Origin of the sequence: Hydrogenophaga sp. (genome assembly GCF_051860785.1) — a bacterium.
In the GTDB taxonomy this organism is placed as follows: Bacteria; Pseudomonadota; Gammaproteobacteria; order Burkholderiales; family Burkholderiaceae_C; genus Hydrogenophaga.
On the sequence record NZ_JBIMLB010000002.1, the window covers coordinates 189,289 to 206,876 of the forward strand.

The 17,588-nt window shown below is 64.6% G+C and carries 15 protein-coding genes and 1 tRNA gene; 2 read left to right on the forward strand and 14 right to left on the reverse strand.

The window, feature by feature from the left end; translation table 11 throughout:
* Positions 1-48: 48 nt before the first annotated feature.
* Positions 49-1,134, reverse strand: coding sequence for a porin (locus tag ACTIF6_RS03955; RefSeq protein WP_439586707.1), 1,086 nt, complete (start codon positions 1,132-1,134; stop codon positions 49-51).
* A 29-nt stretch (positions 1,135-1,163) separates the two neighbouring features.
* Positions 1,164-2,135: a Bug family tripartite tricarboxylate transporter substrate binding protein gene (locus ACTIF6_RS03960; RefSeq protein ID WP_439586708.1), complete on the reverse strand. Its 972-nt coding sequence runs from the start codon at positions 2,133-2,135 to the stop codon at positions 1,164-1,166.
* A gap of 137 nt (positions 2,136-2,272) precedes the next feature.
* Here ACTIF6_RS03960 and ACTIF6_RS03965 point away from each other — a divergent pair, with 137 nt between their 5' ends.
* Positions 2,273-3,199, forward strand: coding sequence for a LysR family transcriptional regulator (locus ACTIF6_RS03965; RefSeq protein WP_439586709.1), 927 nt, complete (start codon positions 2,273-2,275; stop codon positions 3,197-3,199).
* A gap of 7 nt (positions 3,200-3,206) precedes the next feature.
* On the opposite strand, the gene pcaB is transcribed toward ACTIF6_RS03965, so the two are convergent.
* The 5 genes from pcaB to ACTIF6_RS03990 all read right to left on the reverse strand — a co-directional run bounded on the left by pcaB (position 3,207) and on the right by ACTIF6_RS03990 (position 7,832).
* Positions 3,207-4,553: a 3-carboxy-cis,cis-muconate cycloisomerase gene (gene pcaB, locus ACTIF6_RS03970; protein WP_439586710.1), complete on the reverse strand. Its 1,347-nt coding sequence runs from the start codon at positions 4,551-4,553 to the stop codon at positions 3,207-3,209.
* Between the two features lie 31 nt (positions 4,554-4,584).
* A complete protein-coding gene (locus ACTIF6_RS03975; protein ID WP_439586711.1) occupies positions 4,585-5,418 on the reverse strand; it encodes an HpcH/HpaI aldolase/citrate lyase family protein in 834 nt (277 codons plus the stop codon).
* A gap of 14 nt (positions 5,419-5,432) precedes the next feature.
* Entirely contained in the window at positions 5,433-6,623 is a 1,191-nt protein-coding gene (locus tag ACTIF6_RS03980; protein WP_439586712.1) for a CaiB/BaiF CoA transferase family protein, read from the reverse strand.
* A gap of 16 nt (positions 6,624-6,639) precedes the next feature.
* A complete protein-coding gene (locus ACTIF6_RS03985) occupies positions 6,640-7,497 on the reverse strand; it encodes an FAS1-like dehydratase domain-containing protein (RefSeq protein WP_439586713.1) in 858 nt (285 codons plus the stop codon).
* A 244-nt stretch (positions 7,498-7,741) separates the two neighbouring features.
* Positions 7,742-7,832: transfer RNA gene (locus ACTIF6_RS03990), tRNA-Ser, on the reverse strand.
* A 110-nt stretch (positions 7,833-7,942) separates the two neighbouring features.
* On the opposite strand from ACTIF6_RS03990, the gene ACTIF6_RS03995 reads away from it, so the two are divergent.
* A complete protein-coding gene (locus ACTIF6_RS03995) occupies positions 7,943-9,370 on the forward strand; it encodes a sensor histidine kinase (RefSeq protein ID WP_439586714.1) in 1,428 nt (475 codons plus the stop codon).
* Here the strand turns inward: ACTIF6_RS03995 and ACTIF6_RS04000 are convergent.
* The 7 genes from ACTIF6_RS04000 to ppc form a co-directional block, all read right to left on the reverse strand.
* Complete coding sequence (locus ACTIF6_RS04000; protein ID WP_086122810.1) at positions 9,359-9,952, reverse strand: LuxR C-terminal-related transcriptional regulator; 594 nt, start codon at positions 9,950-9,952, stop codon at positions 9,359-9,361. The genes ACTIF6_RS03995 and ACTIF6_RS04000 overlap by 12 nt on opposite strands.
* Before the next feature lie 247 nt (positions 9,953-10,199).
* Positions 10,200-11,492 (reverse strand): tryptophan--tRNA ligase, encoded by a 1,293-nt coding sequence (locus ACTIF6_RS04005; RefSeq protein ID WP_439586715.1) that lies wholly within the window; start codon positions 11,490-11,492, stop codon positions 10,200-10,202.
* Between the two features lie 19 nt (positions 11,493-11,511).
* Positions 11,512-12,180, reverse strand: coding sequence for a site-2 protease family protein (locus tag ACTIF6_RS04010; protein ID WP_439586716.1), 669 nt, complete (start codon positions 12,178-12,180; stop codon positions 11,512-11,514).
* A 46-nt stretch (positions 12,181-12,226) separates the two neighbouring features.
* Positions 12,227-12,862, reverse strand: a complete 636-nt coding sequence (locus ACTIF6_RS04015; RefSeq protein ID WP_439586717.1) for an L-threonylcarbamoyladenylate synthase — start codon at positions 12,860-12,862, stop codon at positions 12,227-12,229.
* A 34-nt stretch (positions 12,863-12,896) separates the two neighbouring features.
* On the reverse strand, positions 12,897-13,808 hold the full coding sequence (locus tag ACTIF6_RS04020; protein WP_439586718.1) for a DMT family transporter: 912 nt from the start codon (positions 13,806-13,808) through the stop codon (positions 12,897-12,899).
* Positions 13,805-14,659 carry a 3',5'-nucleoside bisphosphate phosphatase gene (locus ACTIF6_RS04025; RefSeq protein ID WP_439586719.1) on the reverse strand — a complete coding sequence of 285 codons (855 nt, stop codon included), beginning with the start codon at positions 14,657-14,659 and terminating at the stop codon, positions 13,805-13,807. Before ACTIF6_RS04025 ends, ACTIF6_RS04020 begins: the two co-directional genes overlap by 4 nt.
* Before the next feature lie 43 nt (positions 14,660-14,702).
* Complete coding sequence (gene ppc, locus ACTIF6_RS04030; RefSeq protein WP_439586928.1) at positions 14,703-17,519, reverse strand: phosphoenolpyruvate carboxylase; 2,817 nt, start codon at positions 17,517-17,519, stop codon at positions 14,703-14,705.
* Between the last annotated feature and the right edge of the window lie 69 nt (positions 17,520-17,588).

A 17,588-nucleotide genomic window follows, 5' to 3' on the forward strand; every position in this document is an offset into this window, starting at 1 on the left:
CGCCATGGCGAACCATGGCGTCCTGCGATGACCGCTGAGCAACGCGAATCAGAAACTGTGCCGGATCCCCACGCCCAAGCCTGTCGCCTTGGACTTGTTCGCAGTGCCCTGGAAGTTGCCGCGCCAGGCCGTGTGGTCAAACTCCAGATAAGCCACGCTGCGTTTGGACAGCTTGTATTCCGCGAAAGCGGCCGTGCGGCCATAACCGTCGTCTGCCCCAGCACTGCGATCACGCGAGACGCGGTAGTGCGCCAGCGTCAGGTCGATCTTTGCACCCATCGGTACGGTGGTACCCAGACCCACAGTGCGCAGCGTGGTGTGCGCCGTGGCGCTGGTGTCGGCCTTGCTGCGCCCGTAGATGCCCGCTACGCGGATGTCTCCGCTCATGACGTAAGCGGCCCCCAGCACATGGCCTCGCAGGCTCAATGCGTCGGTGCTGTTCTGGAAACCCTGGTGAGCCGCAGACAGTTGGAGCTTGCCAGCCTTGTAGCCCAACCCCACACCTGTGGAGCTGAGCGCACCGCTGTTCCCGGCCACCTCTCCGAAGCCATGCATCAGCCGCAGATTGAAGCCATTGAATTCACCGCTGTACTTGATGCTGTTGTTCAGTCGGTACGAGCCGGTGCTGGAGCCAGTGGCTCCAAAGCCGATGCCCAACTGGTGTTGACTCAGCGCGGCCACGTTGATACTGGGATTGAAGCTGGCCAGGCGCATGCCCAGGGGATCGACAGGGGAGACCGCGTCGGCCAGCAGGGTGGTCTGCCGCCCCATGCTGAGCGTGCCCCAGCGGCTGCCCAGGCCGACCCAGGACTGACGGTCGAAGTAGATCGTGGAGCTGGCGGGCATGCCGTTCTTGACGTTGATGCCCGATTCGAGCTGGGCTTGTGCGCTGAAGCCACTGCCGAGGTCTTCCTGCACACGCACGCCCCAACGGCTGGTGTTGTTCAGGCCGCTGACCATGGTCGTGAGAGAGCTGTTGCTGGGCGTGAACTCGGTGAGGCCGCTGGCCCTGCGAACCGCCATGTCGACAATGCCGTACAGACGGACGCTACTCTGGTCTTGCGCCTGCGCGCTGGCTGCAGAAAGCACGCACAAGGAAGCCATCGCCACCGGTGAAAAAAGGGTTCTGTGCATGGAGGTCTTCTGGAAAGTGGTCGGCATGATCAGTCCGCCTTCAGTTTCGTGGCCTGGACGACCTTCTTCCATTTCACCTGCTCGGCAGCCATGAAGCTTCGCATCTGCGGGAGGGTCATGGCTTCGACTTCGGCGCCATGTTCAACCAGTCGCTTGGCAGTGGCCTTGTCTGCCAGGATCTGGTTCAACACGGTGTTCAGCTGCTCGAGCACCGGAGCGGGCGTTTTGGCGGGTGCAAAGAACGCGTACCACTGCGACACGTCCACGCCGGCAACGCCTTGTTCGGCCAGCGTGGGAACATCCGGCAGCATTTCGGAGCGCTTGCTGCCGGCCACACCCATGGCCTTGAGTTTGCCGCTCTTGACATGGGGAAGGGCTGTGAACAGGCTGGGAAACATCACCTGGGTCTGTCCGGCCATGGTGTCGTTCACCGCGGGTGCCGAGCCCTTGTACGGCACATGCAGCATCTCGACACCGGTGGAGAGCTTGAACATCTCGGCCGCGAAGTGCGGCGCTGTTCCGTTGCCGGCAGAGGCGTAGGTGAGCGGGTCCTTGCTGCCCTTGTGCTGTGCAATCAGCTCCTTGACGTTGTTGGCCGCGACCTTGGGGCTGGTCACCATCAGGGTGGCCGACGAGCCCACCATGCCGACGGGTTCGAAGTCCGCGATCGGGTCGTAGCGGAGTTTCTGGAGTGCGGGATTCATGGCATGCGTGGCGATGTAGCCCAGCATCAGCGTGTAGCCATCCGGCGCGGCGCGCTTGACGAACTCGCTGGCAATGGAGCCGTTCGCACCGGCCTTGTTCTCCACGATCACGGTCTGCTTGAGCGCCACCGACATCGCCTGCCCGATGGTGCGCGCCAGGGCGTCATTGGCGCCACCTGCCGACGTGGGTACCACGATGGTGATGCTCTTCTCTGGCCAGGCCGCCGACGCGGTGCCGCAGGCCAGGGTGATCGCGGCCGCGATGGCCCCGAACAAGGCTTTTTGTCTGGATTTCATTTGTCTACTCCGGTGGGTGATTCAAAGGTTGGCATGGAAACCAGGGCCAATGGTCGGTTGCAGCACCCGTTTTGTGAATTGCATCTTTGCGATGGATTGATGCACACTCTCGATCACCGAAGTCATCACACCGCGCCATGGCCATCAACTTCAACCTCAATGATCTCCAGGCTTTCCGGACCGTGGCCGAGTTGTCCAGCTTTCGCAAGGCGGCAGACGCGTTGCACGTGTCCCAGCCGGCCTTCAGTCGGCGCATCGAGAAGCTTGAAGAGGCGCTCGGCGTGAAACTGCTGGAGCGAACGACACGCAAGGTAAGCCTCACCGCTGTGGGTCGCGATTTCGATCGCAAGGTGCAGCAGCTCCTGGACGATCTCGACAACACGCTCCTGGGCATTCGCGGTGTGGCTGGGACACGCATGGGCGAAGTCACCATCGCCTGCGTGCCGTCCACGGTCTACTACTACCTGTCGCAAGTGGTGTCACGCTACCACGAGCGCTACCCGAAGATCCGCGTCAAGGTATTCGATGCGGGCGCCAACGACGTGTTGGCTGCGGTTGCGCGCAGCGAGGCGGATTTCGGGCTCAACTTCATCGGCAGCCAGGAGCCTGACATCGAATTCAAGCCGCTGTTGGAAGAGCGCTTCGTGGCCGCCTGCCGGCGCGATCATGCGCTGGCGAAAAAGCGCAAGGTGACTTGGGCCGAGCTGGGGCAGTACGACTTCATTTCGGTCAGCAAGACATCCGGGAACCGGCTGCTGCTGGACCAGGCGCTGGCCGGTCTGCCCGGGCGACCCCAGGCCATCTACGAGGCTCAGCATGTGACCACCATGCTGGGGCTGGTGGAGGCGGGCCTGGGCGTGGCTGCGGTGCCATCGCTGGCCATGCCGGCGGCTGACCATCCGCTGCTGGTCAGCGTGCCGCTGGTGGAGCCAATCGTGACGCGCAACGTGGGGCTGATCCGGCGCAAGGGCCGGCCGCTGTCGCCGGCGGCGCAGCAGCTCTATGATTTCTTTGCGGACATGAAAGGCAAGCGAGCCATCGCGCCAAAGCGCACGCCCGCCTGACGCGACGTCAGCCGCGCGCGGCCAGCACCCGGTCCACCATCACACCCGCCTGACCCAGGTGGTTCGCCGGCTCGCACATCGCCTCCAGCTGCGCGCGCGTCACGTGCTTCGTGATTTCCGGATGCACAGCCAGGATCTCGATCAGCGGACGGTCTTTCGCAATGGCCTCCCTGCAGAGGTCGTAAACCAGGTCGTGCGCATACTCGCGGCCGATGTAGGGGCCCAGGCCCATCATCACCGCCTCGGACATCACCAGACCGTTGGTCATGTCGATGTTCGAGCGCATGCGCCCCGCATCCACTTCCAGACCCTTGAGCACGAACTTGGTCTGCTTCAGCGCGCCGGACGTCAGGCAGAAGATCTCGGGCAGCGACACCCATTCGATCTCCCAGGGGCCGGTGGAGCGTTCGTGGTCGGCCACCATGGCGTCCATCAGCGCGGCGGCGTGCTGGCGGGCCACCGAGATGTTGGCGTGGATGTACAGGCATGAGATGGGATTGCGCTTCTGTGGCATGGTCGAGGACGAACCGCGCCCGGGTGCATAGGGCTCGAACACCTCGGCCACCTCCGTCTGCATCATGAGCTTGACGTCCATGGCGATCTTGCCGAGCGAGCCGCCCACCAGGCCCAGAAACGCGCCCACTTCGGCGACCGTGTCGCGCACTGTGTGCCATGAAATCAACGGCTGCGCCAGACCGAGTTCCTTCATCAGTCCGGCCTGCGTTTCCATGGCCCCCTTTTCCAGCGACGACAGCGTGCCCGAGGCGCCGCCGAATTCCCCCATGAGCACGCGTGGCTTCAGTTGCTTCAACCGCTCGCGATGGCGGTCGATGCCGGCCAGGATGCAGGCCATCTTGTAGCCAAAGGTGATGGGGGTGGCCTGCTGGAGATTGGAACGGCCGATGACCGGCGTGTCCCGGTGCTTTCTGGCCAGCGTGGCCAGCGCGTTGCCGATCTCGTCCAGATCCTCCTCGATCAGCGCGAGGCCTTCACGCATTTGAAGCACCGCCGCTGTGTCGGTGATGTCTTGTGTGGTGGCGCCCCAATGGCAGTACTCGCCCAGCTTGTCGCGGCAGTTGGCGTTGATCTGGTTGACCACGGCAATGATGGGATAGCCGATCTGTTCGGTCTTGGCCTTGAGCTGCACCCAGTCGATCTGCGAGAGCTCGCAGTTGCGCACGATCTCGTCGGCGGCCTCTTGAGGAATGATGCCGAGCCGGCCCTGCACCTTGGCCAGTGCGCGCTCGATGTCCAGGTACTTGGCGGTGCGGTTCTCGTCGGACCAGACGTCGCGCATGCGGACGTCGCTGAACATGTCGCCGAAGATGCGTGAATCGATGATGGTGGAAGCCATGGTGTCCAGTCTTTCAGATAGGGGAAGGGGGTCACTCGCGGGCCAGGCTGAGCGTGCGCTGGGCTTGCAGGACGACAGGGCGGTCGACCATGCGACCGTCCAGGCTGGCCGCACCGGGTGAAGCCGAGTCGGCCGCCATCACGCGGCGTGCCCAGTCGAGTGCCTGGGCACTCGGTCGAAGCGCTGCGTGGACCGGAGCCACCTGGCTGGGGTGGACGCACAGCTTGGCGCCGAAGCCTAGTTGGCGCGCCTGCGCCAGGTCGGTCAGCAGGCGCACGCTGTCGTCCAGCTGCGGGGTGACACCGGCCACCGGCGCCGGCAGCCCGGCGAGACGCGAGGCGATCGCGATGCGGCTGGCCGCGTAGGCGAGTCCGCTGGCGTCGTCGGTGATGTCGATGTCCAGGTCGAGTGCGAAGTCCAGCGTGCCGAACAACAGCCGGGCGACGCCGGGCGCTGCAGCAAGCTCGTCGACGCGGGCCACGCCGCGTGCACTCTCCATCAGCGCCATGACCTGGGCGCCCGGGATCGCGGCGGCCACGGCGGCGATTTGCCAAGGTTCCTCGACCTTTGGCAGAACGGCTTGCGTGCAGCCGCAATCCTTCAATGCACGCAGGTCGTCGCCGAAGCATGGTGAGGCGGCGTCGTTGATGCGCACGGCAATGCGGGCGCGATCTGCCGGTGCGGCGCCAGCGTACCACCTGGCGATGGCATCCCGGGCCCGCGGCTTGTCGGCTGCTGCCACGGCGTCTTCCAGATCCAGCAGTACGCAGTCGGCGCCGCTGGCCAGCGCCTTGCCGAATCGCTCGGGGCGCGTGCCGGGCACGAAGAGGTAGGTGCGCGGCTGGGGGTCGGTCGAGGTGGTCATGGAGCGCTTGTTCTTCAAACCGCCTGCGCTGCGTGCAGGGATTCGATCTCTCGTGCGCCGTAGCCCAGTTCGGTGAGGATGGCGTCGGTGTGCTCACCCAGACCGGGCACAGGGTCCATGCGCGGGCCGATATCCCAACTGCCTGGTGGGAGCATCGCAGGCAGTGGGCCTTGCGGCGAGCCAACCTCCCTCCAGCGGCCACGGGCCTGGAGTTGTGGATGGGCCCAGACCTCCGCCATGGTATTGACCTTGGCATTGGCGATTTGCGCCAACTCCAGCCGTTCAACCACCTGGGTGGCGGTCAGTGTGGAAAAAGCGTCCACGATGATCTGGCGCAACGCCACGCGTTCGGCCACGCGCTTGAAGTTTGCGGTGAAACGCGCGTCGGTGGCCAGCGCGGGCTGCTGCAACACCTTCTCGCAGAAGCTCAACCATTCACGCTCGTTCTGCAGGCCCAGCATCACGGTGCCCCCATCGCCGGCAGGGAATGGGCCATACGGGTAAATGGTGGCGTGGCTGGCACCGGTGCGCGGTGGCGGCGCAGCGCCTTCGAAGGCATAGTAAAGCGGGTAGCTGGTCCACTCCGCCAGCGACTCGAGCATGGAGATGTCGATGCGCTGGCCTCGGCCGGTCTGGCCACGCTGTATCAGCGCCGCCAGAATGTTGGTGTACGCGTACATGCCAGCGGCGATGTCGGCAATGGACGGTCCCGCCTTGCACGGCTCGTCTGGCGTTCCGGTCACCGAAACAAAACCGGCTTCGCTCTGGATCAGGAGATCGTAGGCCTTCTTGTCGCGGTAGGGGCCTGGGTTCACCGGGTCGTCCCCGTAGCCCGAGATGTCGCACACGATCAAGCCAGGCTTGCGTTGTGATAGTTGCTCGTAGCCCATGCCCAGCCGCGCGGCGGCGCCCGGAGCCAGGTTCTGCACCACGACGTCGGCCTTTTCCAGTACCAGGCGTTCGAGTACCTGCGCGGCGTCGGGGTGCTTGACGTCCAGCGTCAGGCTTTCCTTGGAGCGGTTGGTCCAGACGAAATGCGAAGCCAGCCCGCGCACGCGCTGGTCGTAGCCGCGTGCAAAGTCGCCGCTGCCAGGGCGTTCGATCTTGATGACCCGGGCACCCAGGTCGGCGAGCTGGCGGGTGGCAAACGGCGCGGCGATCGCATGTTCGAGCGTGACGACGGTGATGCCTGTGAGTGGTTGCATGCTCTCGTTCTCCGGGTCACCGAAGCGTGGCGGTGGCGTCCATCGTCAGCCAGCCCTCGTGGTCGCTGGCCCACAGGTGCACGGTCTTGCCGTCGGCCTGCAACTCGCCATTGACGTGGAACGGGTGCAGGTCGAACGTCGGCCGGACGGCCTTGAAGCGGAAGCTGATCACGTCGACACCGGGCATCTGCCGGCGCAGAAGATCCAGCAACAAGGTGGCGATGAGGGGGCCATGCACGATGAGGCCGGGGTAGCCTTCCACCTCGGTCACGTATTTCCGGTCGTAGTGGATGCGGTGGCCGTTGAAAGTCAGCGCCGAATAGCGAAACAGCAGCACGTCGTCAGGCACGATCTCGCGTCGCCATGCACCTTGCCCGGCGGCTTGTGGCGGTGGTGTCACATCGTTCGGACCCTGCGCCTCGCGGTAGACGATGTCATGGAACTCGATCAGCGCGGGTTGGCTGGCGCCGTTGCAGCGAAGCTCGTGACGAACCTTCACGAAGACCAGTTTTCCTGTTCGGCCTTCCTTGATGCTCACATCGTCGATGGTGGATGTACGGGCCACCTCATCGCCCACGCAGATGGGCGACTGGAAGGTGAACTGGCTGCCCGCCCACATGCGACGAGGCAAAGGCACTGGTGGAAGAAAGCCTCCGCGTCTGGCGTGCCCGTCGGCACCGATGTCCGACTGTCGGTGCAAGGGCAGGAAGTACAGCCAGTGCCACAGCGCCGGCAGCGGCCTGCCGGCAGAGATTTCGCCCGCCGGATGGTCCAGCGTAGCCGTGAGAGCCGCAACGGGCGTCGCGGTGATGGTGTCCAGAACAGTCTCGCTGCGTCCGATCCAGTTCCTCAATTCGACATCTGCGGTCTCCACCTGCGTCTCCAGTTGGGCTGCGTCATGCAGCGCTGGACGGAGTCTCGATCACTCAGGCCTGAAATGGAATTGCAACATTCCGATCTATCAATGCGCAGAACGCAACAATGTGAGATAGGTCCAATCCCTCCCGACATGGAGGAAGCGGTGGACGTTGAGCAGCCCGAACTTCAACTCAACGCTCTGTCCCGGTAGCGCCAGGCACAAAAAAAGCGGCCCGCAGGCCGCTTTTCTTCTGGTGTCATGGCGGAGAGGGTGGGATTCGAACCCACGGTACGTTGAAAACGTACACGGGATTTCGAGTCCCGCGCATTCGACCACTCTGCCACCTCTCCGTGTTCGAAGCCTGCAATTCTAGCAGCAGGCTCCGTGAGATTTTCGATCCCCTGCCGGGTGCTTGCCGGTGAGACAATGCGTGCACCTGCGCATGCCCACGTGGCCCTTCATGCTAGTCGACACCCAACCTGCCACTTACCAGCACGTGCCCGCCTCGCCTGAAGTGAGGGATACCTGGGTCGTCTCCCACCTCATTGGCGTGCTCATGGACAACATGGGCCCTTCGCTGCTGGCCACCGCGCTGGCATTGCCTTTGTTGACTTATCTCATGGCGGGGCATGTGGACCCCTGGGGCCTGGGGGTCTGGGCGGTGCTCACGCTGGTGATGCTGGTCTACCGCTACCGGCTCATCGGGTTGTACCGCTTGCGCTACGACAGCCTGGAAGGTCCGCAGCGCATGAATTTCCTGGAGCGCTATCGCTGGACTTGGACCGCATCGGCGTTCCTGTGGGGCGGGCCGGTGATCCTGACGTATCAGCAGGCTCCGCATGCGGTGCAGTTCATCTGTGGCCTGGTGGTGCTGGGCCATGGCCTGCTCTCGCTCACGTCGTTCAGCGCCTACCTGCCGGTGTTCCGCCACTACGCGGGCACGTTGATCCTTTCGGTTGCCGTGGGGTTGATGGCCAACACGATCCAGTTCATCGAACGACCCGGCACGATTCAGATCGGGTTGGTGTTGCTGGCGCTGCTGCTGGTCTTCTGGGGCTTGCTGGTGATGGCAGGCCGGCGTCTTCATGAAGTTCACCGATCCAGTTTCGAGCTGCAGTTCTCCAATCAGGAGCTCATCGATTCGCTGACGCTGCAGACACGCGCCTCGTTGCGCGCAGTGGCCACCAAGAATCGCTTCCTGGCATCGGCCGCGCACGACCTGCGCCAGCCCGTGCATGCGCTGAGCCTGTACGCGGACTGGCTGGCCACCGAGCCCGAAATGGCGCGAGACATCGCACCGCGAATCCTGCAGTCGACTCGCGCCATCAATGAGTTGTTCGATTCGTTGTTCGACCTCACGCGCATCGATGCGGGCAACTACAAGGTGCGGCTGCAGCACGTCGATGTGCGCAAATTGTTTGCCGATCTTTCCATGCAGTTCGAGCCCGTGGCGGTGGGCAAATCGTTGCGGCTGCGCACGCATGCCCGGCCGTGCACCATCTGGTCAGACCCGGTGGTGCTGCGCCGCATCCTCGGGAACCTCTTGTCCAATGCCCTGCGTCACACCCACCAGGGCGGCGTGTTGCTGGGGTTGCGCCAGCGCGAAGGCATGCTGGTGTTCGAGGTATGGGACACCGGTGTGGGCATCGCGCGCGAGCACCAGCAGGCGATCTTTCAGGAGTTCTTTCGGGTGTCCCAACACCAGGGCACGGAGGACAGCCTCGGCCTGGGCCTGACCATTGTCTCGAAGCTCACCTCGCTCATGGGCTACCAGTTGTCCCTGAACTCGGAAGCCAGCCGGGGCAGCGTGTTCCGGGTGATGCTGCCAGCGTTCACGCAGCAGGAGCCTGCGGGGAGCCCGGAGCCGGGGAGGCGCTCAGAGGTCTAGAAGACCGGCCGTGCGAGCCAGGTGGCTGGCTTGCGAGCGGCTCTTCACATTGAGCCTGCGGAACAGCCGCCACAGGTGGACCTTGACGGTGTGCTCGCTGATCTGGAGCTGCTCGGCAATATCGCGGTTGCTCAGGCCCCGGTCCAGCATCACCAACAACTGCTTCTGTCGCTTGGAGAGTTTTTCTGGAATGGTGGGGGCGTTCTCGTCTTCCACTTCTTCGGCCAGGAATTCGCGCAGCACCTTGGCGATCTGGGCCGCGCCGGCCGACTTTTCGACGTAGGCGTCGGCACCGGCCTCGCGGGCCAGGTCTTCGTAATCGGAAGACGGGGAAGCGGAGAGCACGATCAGGGACGTATCGGGCAACATCTGGCGCACTTCGCGCACGCCCGAAACCCCGTTGGTGTCGGGCAGTTTCAGGTCCAGGCAGACCAGTTCAGGTTCACCATGCTCGGCAATGGCCTTGCTCACGGCAGCCAGACGCTCCAGTTCAACCACCTGGGTGGATGCCCTCAGGCGGCGAAGCAGCATGACGACGGCTTCCCGCATCAGCGGATGGTCGTCAATTACGAAAATACTCATGTCTGGCGCGCGGTAATAAGGGGTTTCAATACGACAGCATATCGAGATCAGTGGCTCTTGGCGATAGCCGGAGCTGTTCAAAGGCAGTCGTTCTTTTTACTTTTGTACAGGTTGTTGACCTGGGATTCGAACTCACTGCCTCAAAACCACCTGAATCTTGGGCTGAGGAACGAATGTACATGACTAAGGAACACGCGGGGGTAGATTTTCCACGAATCTTGGGAAGGTTCCGATCCACCAGTGAGCATCAAGCCGCTGGCAGCTGGAAATGCGCGAGGGCCGCGGCCAATGCTTCCGCATCGGCCTGTACCGCCAATTGGGGTTGCATCGCATCCAATGCCGCGATGCCGAGTTGTTGCAGGCTGGCAATCGCCTGGGCTGCCTGACGTGGTGAGTCGAAGCCGCGGCTTTGCAACAGCAATTGGCCACCTGGATCCAACAGCTTGAAATAGAACAGCCCGTCGTTTTCGCGGTATTGCTTGAAAGCGGGCGCGGCTGTCCTGGCCAGTTTTTCCTTCGGACCTGTCTGCGCGCTGTCGAGCCGGCGCAGGCCGACCGCGTCGCGCAGCCGGGCGGTGAAGGGCGTGGCGATGGCCCGGGCCTTGCGGGCGCCGTTCTGCAGGGTTTTCTCGATGCGGGCCGGTTCCTGGATCAATTGGTCGTACACCGCGCGCATGGGGGCGATCTCCTGATCCAGCCGCTCGAACACCCTGAGCTTGGCGTCGCCCCAGGCAATGCCTTCAGCGTAGGCGCGAGCCAGGGCTGCGGTTTCCTCCGGTGAGGCGAAGGCCTGGTAGAGCTGGAACAGCGCCGAGCCCTCGGTGGACTTGGCCTCGCCGGGCGCGCGCGAGTCGGTCACGATGCCCATGATGAGCTTCTTCAGTTGCTCGCGCGGCGTGAACAGCGGGATCGTGTTGTCGTAGCTCTTGCTCATCTTGCGGCCGTCCAGGCCAGGCAGTGTGGCCACGTGCTCCTCGATCACCGCTTCGGGCAGCGTGAAATGCTCGCCGTAGAGGTGGTTGAAGCTGGCCGCCATGTCGCGCGCCATCTCGATGTGCTGGATCTGGTCGCGGCCCACCGGCACCTGGTGGGCGTTGAACATCAGGATGTCGGCACCCATGAGCACCGGGTACATGAAGAGGCCTGCCGTCACACCCGCGTCGGGGTCCACGCCGGCAGCGGTGTTCTTGTCCACGGAGGCCTTGTAGGCGTGGGCGCGGTTGAGCACGCCCTTGCCGGTCACACAGGTCAGCAGCCACGTGAGTTCGGGAATCTCGGGGATGTCGGACTGCCGGTAGAAGGTCACGCGTTCGGGATCGAGCCCGCAAGCCAGCCAGGTGGCGGCGATCTCCAGCGTGGAGCGTTGCACACGCGCAGGCTCGCCCACCTTGATGAGGGCGTGGTAGTCGGCCAGAAAGTAGAAGCTCTCCACCTCGGCCAGGCGGCTGGCGCGCACGGTCGGGCGGATGGCACCCACGTAGTTGCCCAGATGGGGCGTACCGGAGGTGGTGATGCCGGTGAGGACGCGTTGGGTTTTCATGGACGATGGACGGTTCGGGTCAAAGCAGCAACATGCGAAGGGGTGTGAGCAGCGTCTCGATGGCACTGCCGGTGAGCATCATGAGTGGGCGCAGCCACAGATTGCCCACCACACCGCTGATGACCAGCGCCATCACGATGAAGAAGCCCCAGGGCTCCACGCGGGAGACCAGCTCGGCCTGTTTCCAGGGCAGCAGGCCGACCAGGATGCGGCCGCCATCCAGTGGCGGCAGGGGGAACAGGTTGAAGGCGAACATCACCAGATTGACCAGCAGGCCCGCCTGGCACATCTTGAGGAAGAAGGGCTCTTCCACGCCCGACGACAGCAGCACATAGAACAACACCATCCAGCCGATCGCCTGAACCAGGTTGGCGCCGGGGCCGGCCAGGGCGACCCAGATCATGTCGCGCCTGGGGTTGCGCAGTCGCCCGAAATTCACCGGCACCGGTTTGGCATAGCCGAACAGGAATGCGCCCGAGGTAGCGAAGTACAGCAGCAGCGGCATGGCAATGGTGCCCACCGGGTCGATGTGCTTGATCGGGTTGAGCGTGATGCGCCCCATCATCTCGGCCGTGTTGTCGCCAAAACGCTTCGCGGCGTAGCCATGCGCCGCCTCGTGCAGCGTGATGGCGAACAGCACCGGAATGGCGTAGAGGGTGACGGTCTGAACGATCTGGGCGATATCCATGGGTAGAGTGGCTGCGGGCAAACGCGTATTGTCCCAGAGCGCGAGGCTACAGGCCGAGCGCGACCAGCGAGCCTTGTCCGGTGCGCAGCACCTCGGGCTCGCCACCGGTGCCCATGGGGGTCAGGTCGATCACGGTGGTGGGCTCCAGCGCACAGGCTCCCGCATCGATCACGCCGGCCAGATCGTGTTCGAGCCGTTCCCGGATGTCGTGCGCGTCGTTCAGGGGATCGGCCTCGCCTGGCAGGATCAGTGTGGTGGCCAGCAGGGGCGCGTTGTGCAGGGCCAGCAGGTCTTGCAAGGTCTTGTGCGCAGGGACGCGCAGGCCGATGGTCTTGCGCGAGGGATGGCTCACGCGCCGGGGCACTTCCTTGCTGGCTTCCAGGATGAAAGTGTAGGCGCCAGGCGTGGCCAGCTTGAGCAGTCGGTACTGCCGGTTGTCCACTTTGGCATAGCTCGCCAGTTCGCTCAGGTCGCGGCAGAGCAGGGTGAGGTGGTGCTTGTCGTCCACCTCCCGGATGCGGCGCAGGCGGTCGGCGGCGGCCTTGTCGTCGAGGTGGCAGACCAGCGCGTAGCTGGAATCGGTGGGAACGGCGAGCACCCCGCCGCGTTCGAGCAACTGCACCGCCTGCTTGAGCAGGCGAGGTTGCGGGTTCTCGGGGTGGACGTCGAAGTACTGGGACATCGTTCGATTGTGATCGGGGTGAGCCCGCGCGGCCTCAGGCCTCGGGCTGGTCTACGGGCAGGCGCTGATCGCGCGCTGTCAGCCAGCTGGCGGTGGCGCCGCACAGAACAATCAGCGCCATGCCCACGAGTTCCAGTTGCCCCGGTATGTGGCCGAACACCACCCAGCCACAAAGCATGGCAAAGCCGATCTGACCATAGAGGTAGGGCGTGAGTGTGGATGCCTGTGTGCGCTTGAACGCCAGGATCAGCAGGAAATGCCCCACGGTGCCCATCAGGCCGATCAGGCACAGCAGTGCAAAAGTGGTGGTGTCGGGAATGGCCTGCCAGGCCACGGGAAGCGCCAGGCTGGCCATGAGGGCGCCCACCCACCCCGTGTAGAAATGCATGGTCATGGGGTCTTCGGTGCGCGCCATCTTGCTGGTGAGAATCTGGAACCAGGCGTAGGTGAAGACCATCACCAGCGGCAGCAGGCTCGCCCAACCGACCACATCACCGCCTGGCTGAACCACGAGCAAGGCACCCGCGAAACCGCCCGCCACCAGCAACCAGCGCATGGCCGACACCCGTTCCTTCAGGAACAGGGCGGCCAACAGGGTGACCACCAGCGGCGTGATCATGACGATGGCGGTGAACTCTCCCACGGGCATGTACTGAACGCTGATGAACGACAGCGCGCTGACCAGCAGCAGCAGGGCGCCTCGCAGCACCTGGAAGCGCGGGTGCGCTGTCTGCAGGAGGTTGCGTCCGCGCAAAGGGAGCATGACGGCGGTGACGACCACGGCCTGGAAGATGTAGCGGAACCACACCGCCATCAGCACCGGCACAAAGGCACCGATGTACTTCACTGTGGTGTCCAGTACGGCAAAGAAGGCGGTTGCCAGGATCAGAAAGGCAATGCCCAGCGCGGCCTGCGTCGGGGGAGGGCGCGAAGCGTCGACCTTCACTGGATGCGCGAGGCCAGGAGTTCCCAGACGGGGGTGACGCTTCCGGGCAGGTCCGGCAGCTTGCCGAGATCTGTATGGCTTTCCTCGGGGCTGTGGAAGTCGCTGCCGCGCGAAGCCGCGAGGTCGAATTCCTGGCAGTAGCCGGCGTACTTCACGTAGTCGGCCTGCCCGTGTGCGCCGGTCATCACTTCCACGCCCTGGCCACCGTGCGCCTTGAACTCGGTGAACAAAGCGAACTCTTCGGTCGGGGTGAGCTTGTAGCGCCCCGGGTGGGCGATCACGGCCACGCCGCCGGCTCCGCTTATCCAGCGCACCGCATCGCCGAGCGACGCCCAGCGGTGCGGCACGAACCCAGGCTTGCCTTCGGTGATGTACTTGCGGAACACTTCGTTGGTGTCCTTGCTGACGCCGATCTCCACGAGGTAGCGCGCGAAGTGCGAGCGCGAGATCAGTTCAGGGTTGCCGACGTACTTCAACGCGCCCTCATAGACGCCCGGAATGCCCACGCGCGCCAGGTCGTCGCTCATTTCGCGGGCGCGTTCCTCACGGCCACCGCGCGTGGCGCGCAGGCCAGCCAGCAGCGCTTCGTTCGTGGGGTCCATGCCCAGGCCGACGATGTGCACCGTGATGCCGGCGAACGTCACGGAAATCTCGGCGCCCGTGAGGTACGAAAGTCCGACCTCGCGCGCGGCGGCGAGGGCACGTTCCTGGCCACCCAGCTCGTCGTGATCGGTCAAGGCCCAGAGTTCCACGCCGTTGGCCTTGGCGCGCTGCGCCAGCGCCTCGGGCGTGAGGGTGCCGTCGGAGACGACGGAGTGGCAGTGCAGGTCGGCGTTGGTCAGGGTGTTCACAGACTCATTCTAGGTTTTGCCCGATCGCCGCGCTGAACAGAGGCTACCCCGTGTTCCGCAGACCCGCCGCAATGCCGTTGATCGAGATGTGGATGCCCCGGCGCACCCGCTCGTCGCGATCGGCCTCGTTCTCGCCAGCCCGATAGCGCCGCACCAGTTCCACCTGCAGGTGATGCAGGGGGTCGATGTAGGGAAAGCGGTGGCGCATGGAGCGCTGCAGCGCGGCGTTGTTCACCAGGCGCTGCTTCTCGCCGGTGATGAGTGCCAGTGCAGCGGCGGTGCGGTGCCACTCGGCCTCGATGGCGGTGAACACCTTGGTGCGCAACCGTTTGTCGTCCACCAGTTCGGCGTAGCGCGAGGCCAGCGCCAGGTCGCTCTTGGCCAGCACCATGTCCATGTTGGAGAGCAGTGTGCTGAAGAAAGGCCACTGCTTCACCATTTTCTGCAGCAGTGCTTTTTGCGCAGCCACGCCCTTGGCGCCATCGCGGTGCAGGAAGGCATGCACTGCCGAGCCAAAGCCATACCAGCCGGGCAGCGTGAGGCGGCACTGGCCCCAACTGAAGCCCCAGGGAATGGCGCGCAGATCCTCGATCTTCTGCGTGGACTTGCGTGAGGCCGGGCGCGAGCCGATGTTGAGTTCGGCGATCTCGCGGATGGGCGTGGCGGCGAAGAAGTACTCGGCAAAGCGCGGGGTGTCGTACACCAGCGCGCGGTAGGCGGCCATGCTCTGGCGCGAAATTTCATCGGCGGCCTCCAGAAAGGCTTTGGGTGCAGCGCGCGTGGGCTGCAGCAGCGTGGCCTCCAGCGTGGCGGCCACCAGCGTTTCCAGGTTGCGCCGGCCGATCTCGGGGTTGGCGTACTTGGAGCCGATCACCTCGCCTTGTTCGGTCAGGCGGATCTGGCCGCGCACGGTGCCCGGGGGTTGTGCAAGGATCGCCTGGTAGCTCGGGCCGCCGCCCCTTCCCACGGTTCCGCCCCTGCCATGGAACATCCGCAGCTGAATGGCGTGCGGGCTTTCCTGGTTCAACTTGTCGAACAGCTCGACCAGTGCGATTTCGGCGCGGTACAGCTCCCAGTTGCTGGTGAAGATGCCACCGTCCTTGTTGCTGTCGGAGTAGCCCAGCATGATGTCCTGCTCGCTGTACCCATCGGCCGCACCACGCTGCACCATCGCGCGCACGCCGGGCAGGTCGTAGTACTCGCGCATGATGGGCGCGGCATTGCGCAGGTCTTCGATGGTTTCGAACAGCGGCACCACGATCAGGTCGCACACCGCGTCCTCGCCCAGCGTGCCTCGCATCAGGCCGGCTTCCTTCTGCAGCAGCAGCACTTCCAGCAGGTCGCTCACGGTTTCCGTGTGGCTGATGATGGCGTGGCGGATGGCCTGCGCGCCGAAACGCCGACGCCCGCTGCTTGCGGTGTCGAAGATGGCGAGTTCACCCAGTGTGTGCGCCGAATAGCTGACGCCGGGGACGCGCAAAGGCCGCGCGTCGTTGAGCTGGCGCAGCAACACGGCCCGCTTGCCCGCTTCGTCCAGTCTGGAGTAGTCGGCCTCGATGCGCGCCACCGCGAGCAGTTCGGCCACCACCTCTTCGTGCTTGTCGGAACTCTGGCGCAGGTCCACCGTGGCGAGGTGAAAACCGAACACCTGCACCGCGCGCATCAGCGGCGCCAGGCGCGCACGGGCCAGCGCCTCGCCGTGGTGGGTTTTGAGCGAGGCTTCGATGACGCGCAGGTCGTCCAGCAATTCGGTGGCGCTGGTGTAGGGATCCTGCGGCGCCACCGCGTGGCGAGCGGCGTCGCCGCCTGTGAGCCATTTGAGCGTGGCGGCCAGGCGCGCATACATGCCTGTGAGCGCGCGGCGATAGGGTTCGTCCTGCCGGTGCGCGTTGGTGTCGGGTGAACGTTCAGCCAGCGCCTGCATGGCCGGGCTCACGCTGTTCAGCATGGCCGAGACCGAGAGTTCTGCGCCCAGGTGGTGCAGTTGCGTGAGGTGGTGGCGCAGCACCATGTCGGCCTGGCTGTTCAGGGCCAGCTCCAGCGTCTGCGCGGTCACGTTGGGGTTGCCGTCGCGATCGCCGCCAATCCACTGGCCCATGCGGAGGAAGGGCGCGATGTCCGCGAACTGGCCGCCCTCGCCCAGACCTTCTTCCAGCTCGCGGTACAGGCGCGGAATTTGGCCGAGAAAGGTGGCTTCGTAGTAGCTCAGCGCATTCTCGATCTCGTCGGCCACCGTGAGCTTGGTGAAGCGCAGCAGGCGCGTCTGCCAGAGCTGCGTGACGCGCGCACGGATCTGCGCCTCGTTGTCGGTGCGCTCGCGCGGCAGGATGTCGTGCTCATCGCGCTCGGCCAGCAGCCGCGCGATGGCGCGTTCCGCGTCCAGGATGCTCTTGCGCTGAACCTCGGTGGGATGGGCAGTGAGCACCGGCGAGATGTGACTTTGCGCCAGCGTGCGCACCACTTCGGCCGGCGCGATGCCGGCCTTGTGCAGGCGCTGCAGCGTGCGCGCGAGACTGCCTTCCTGCAGGTCACCGGCGCGCTCGTGCACCGCACGGCGGCGGATGTGGTGACGGTCTTCGGCCAGGTTGGCCAAGTGGCTGAAATAGGTGAAGGCACGGATCACGCTCACCGCGCGGTCGCCGCTCAATCCCTTGAGCAGTTTCTTCAGCGCCTTGTCGGCCGACTGGTCGGCGTGTCGCCGGAACGCCACCGACAGCTGGCGGATCTGCTCGATCAGGTCGTAGGCGGCCTGGCCCTCCTGCTCGCGGATCACGTCACCCAGGATGCGGCCCAGCAGTCGGATGTCCTCGATGAGCGGCTGGTCCTTGTCGGTGCGGGTGGGCTTGCGCGTCATGGGCATGGCGATGAAAGAAGATGGGCCGGCGTTGCGGCAAACGGCCATGCTAGCATTCAAAAACACCCCTTCAGT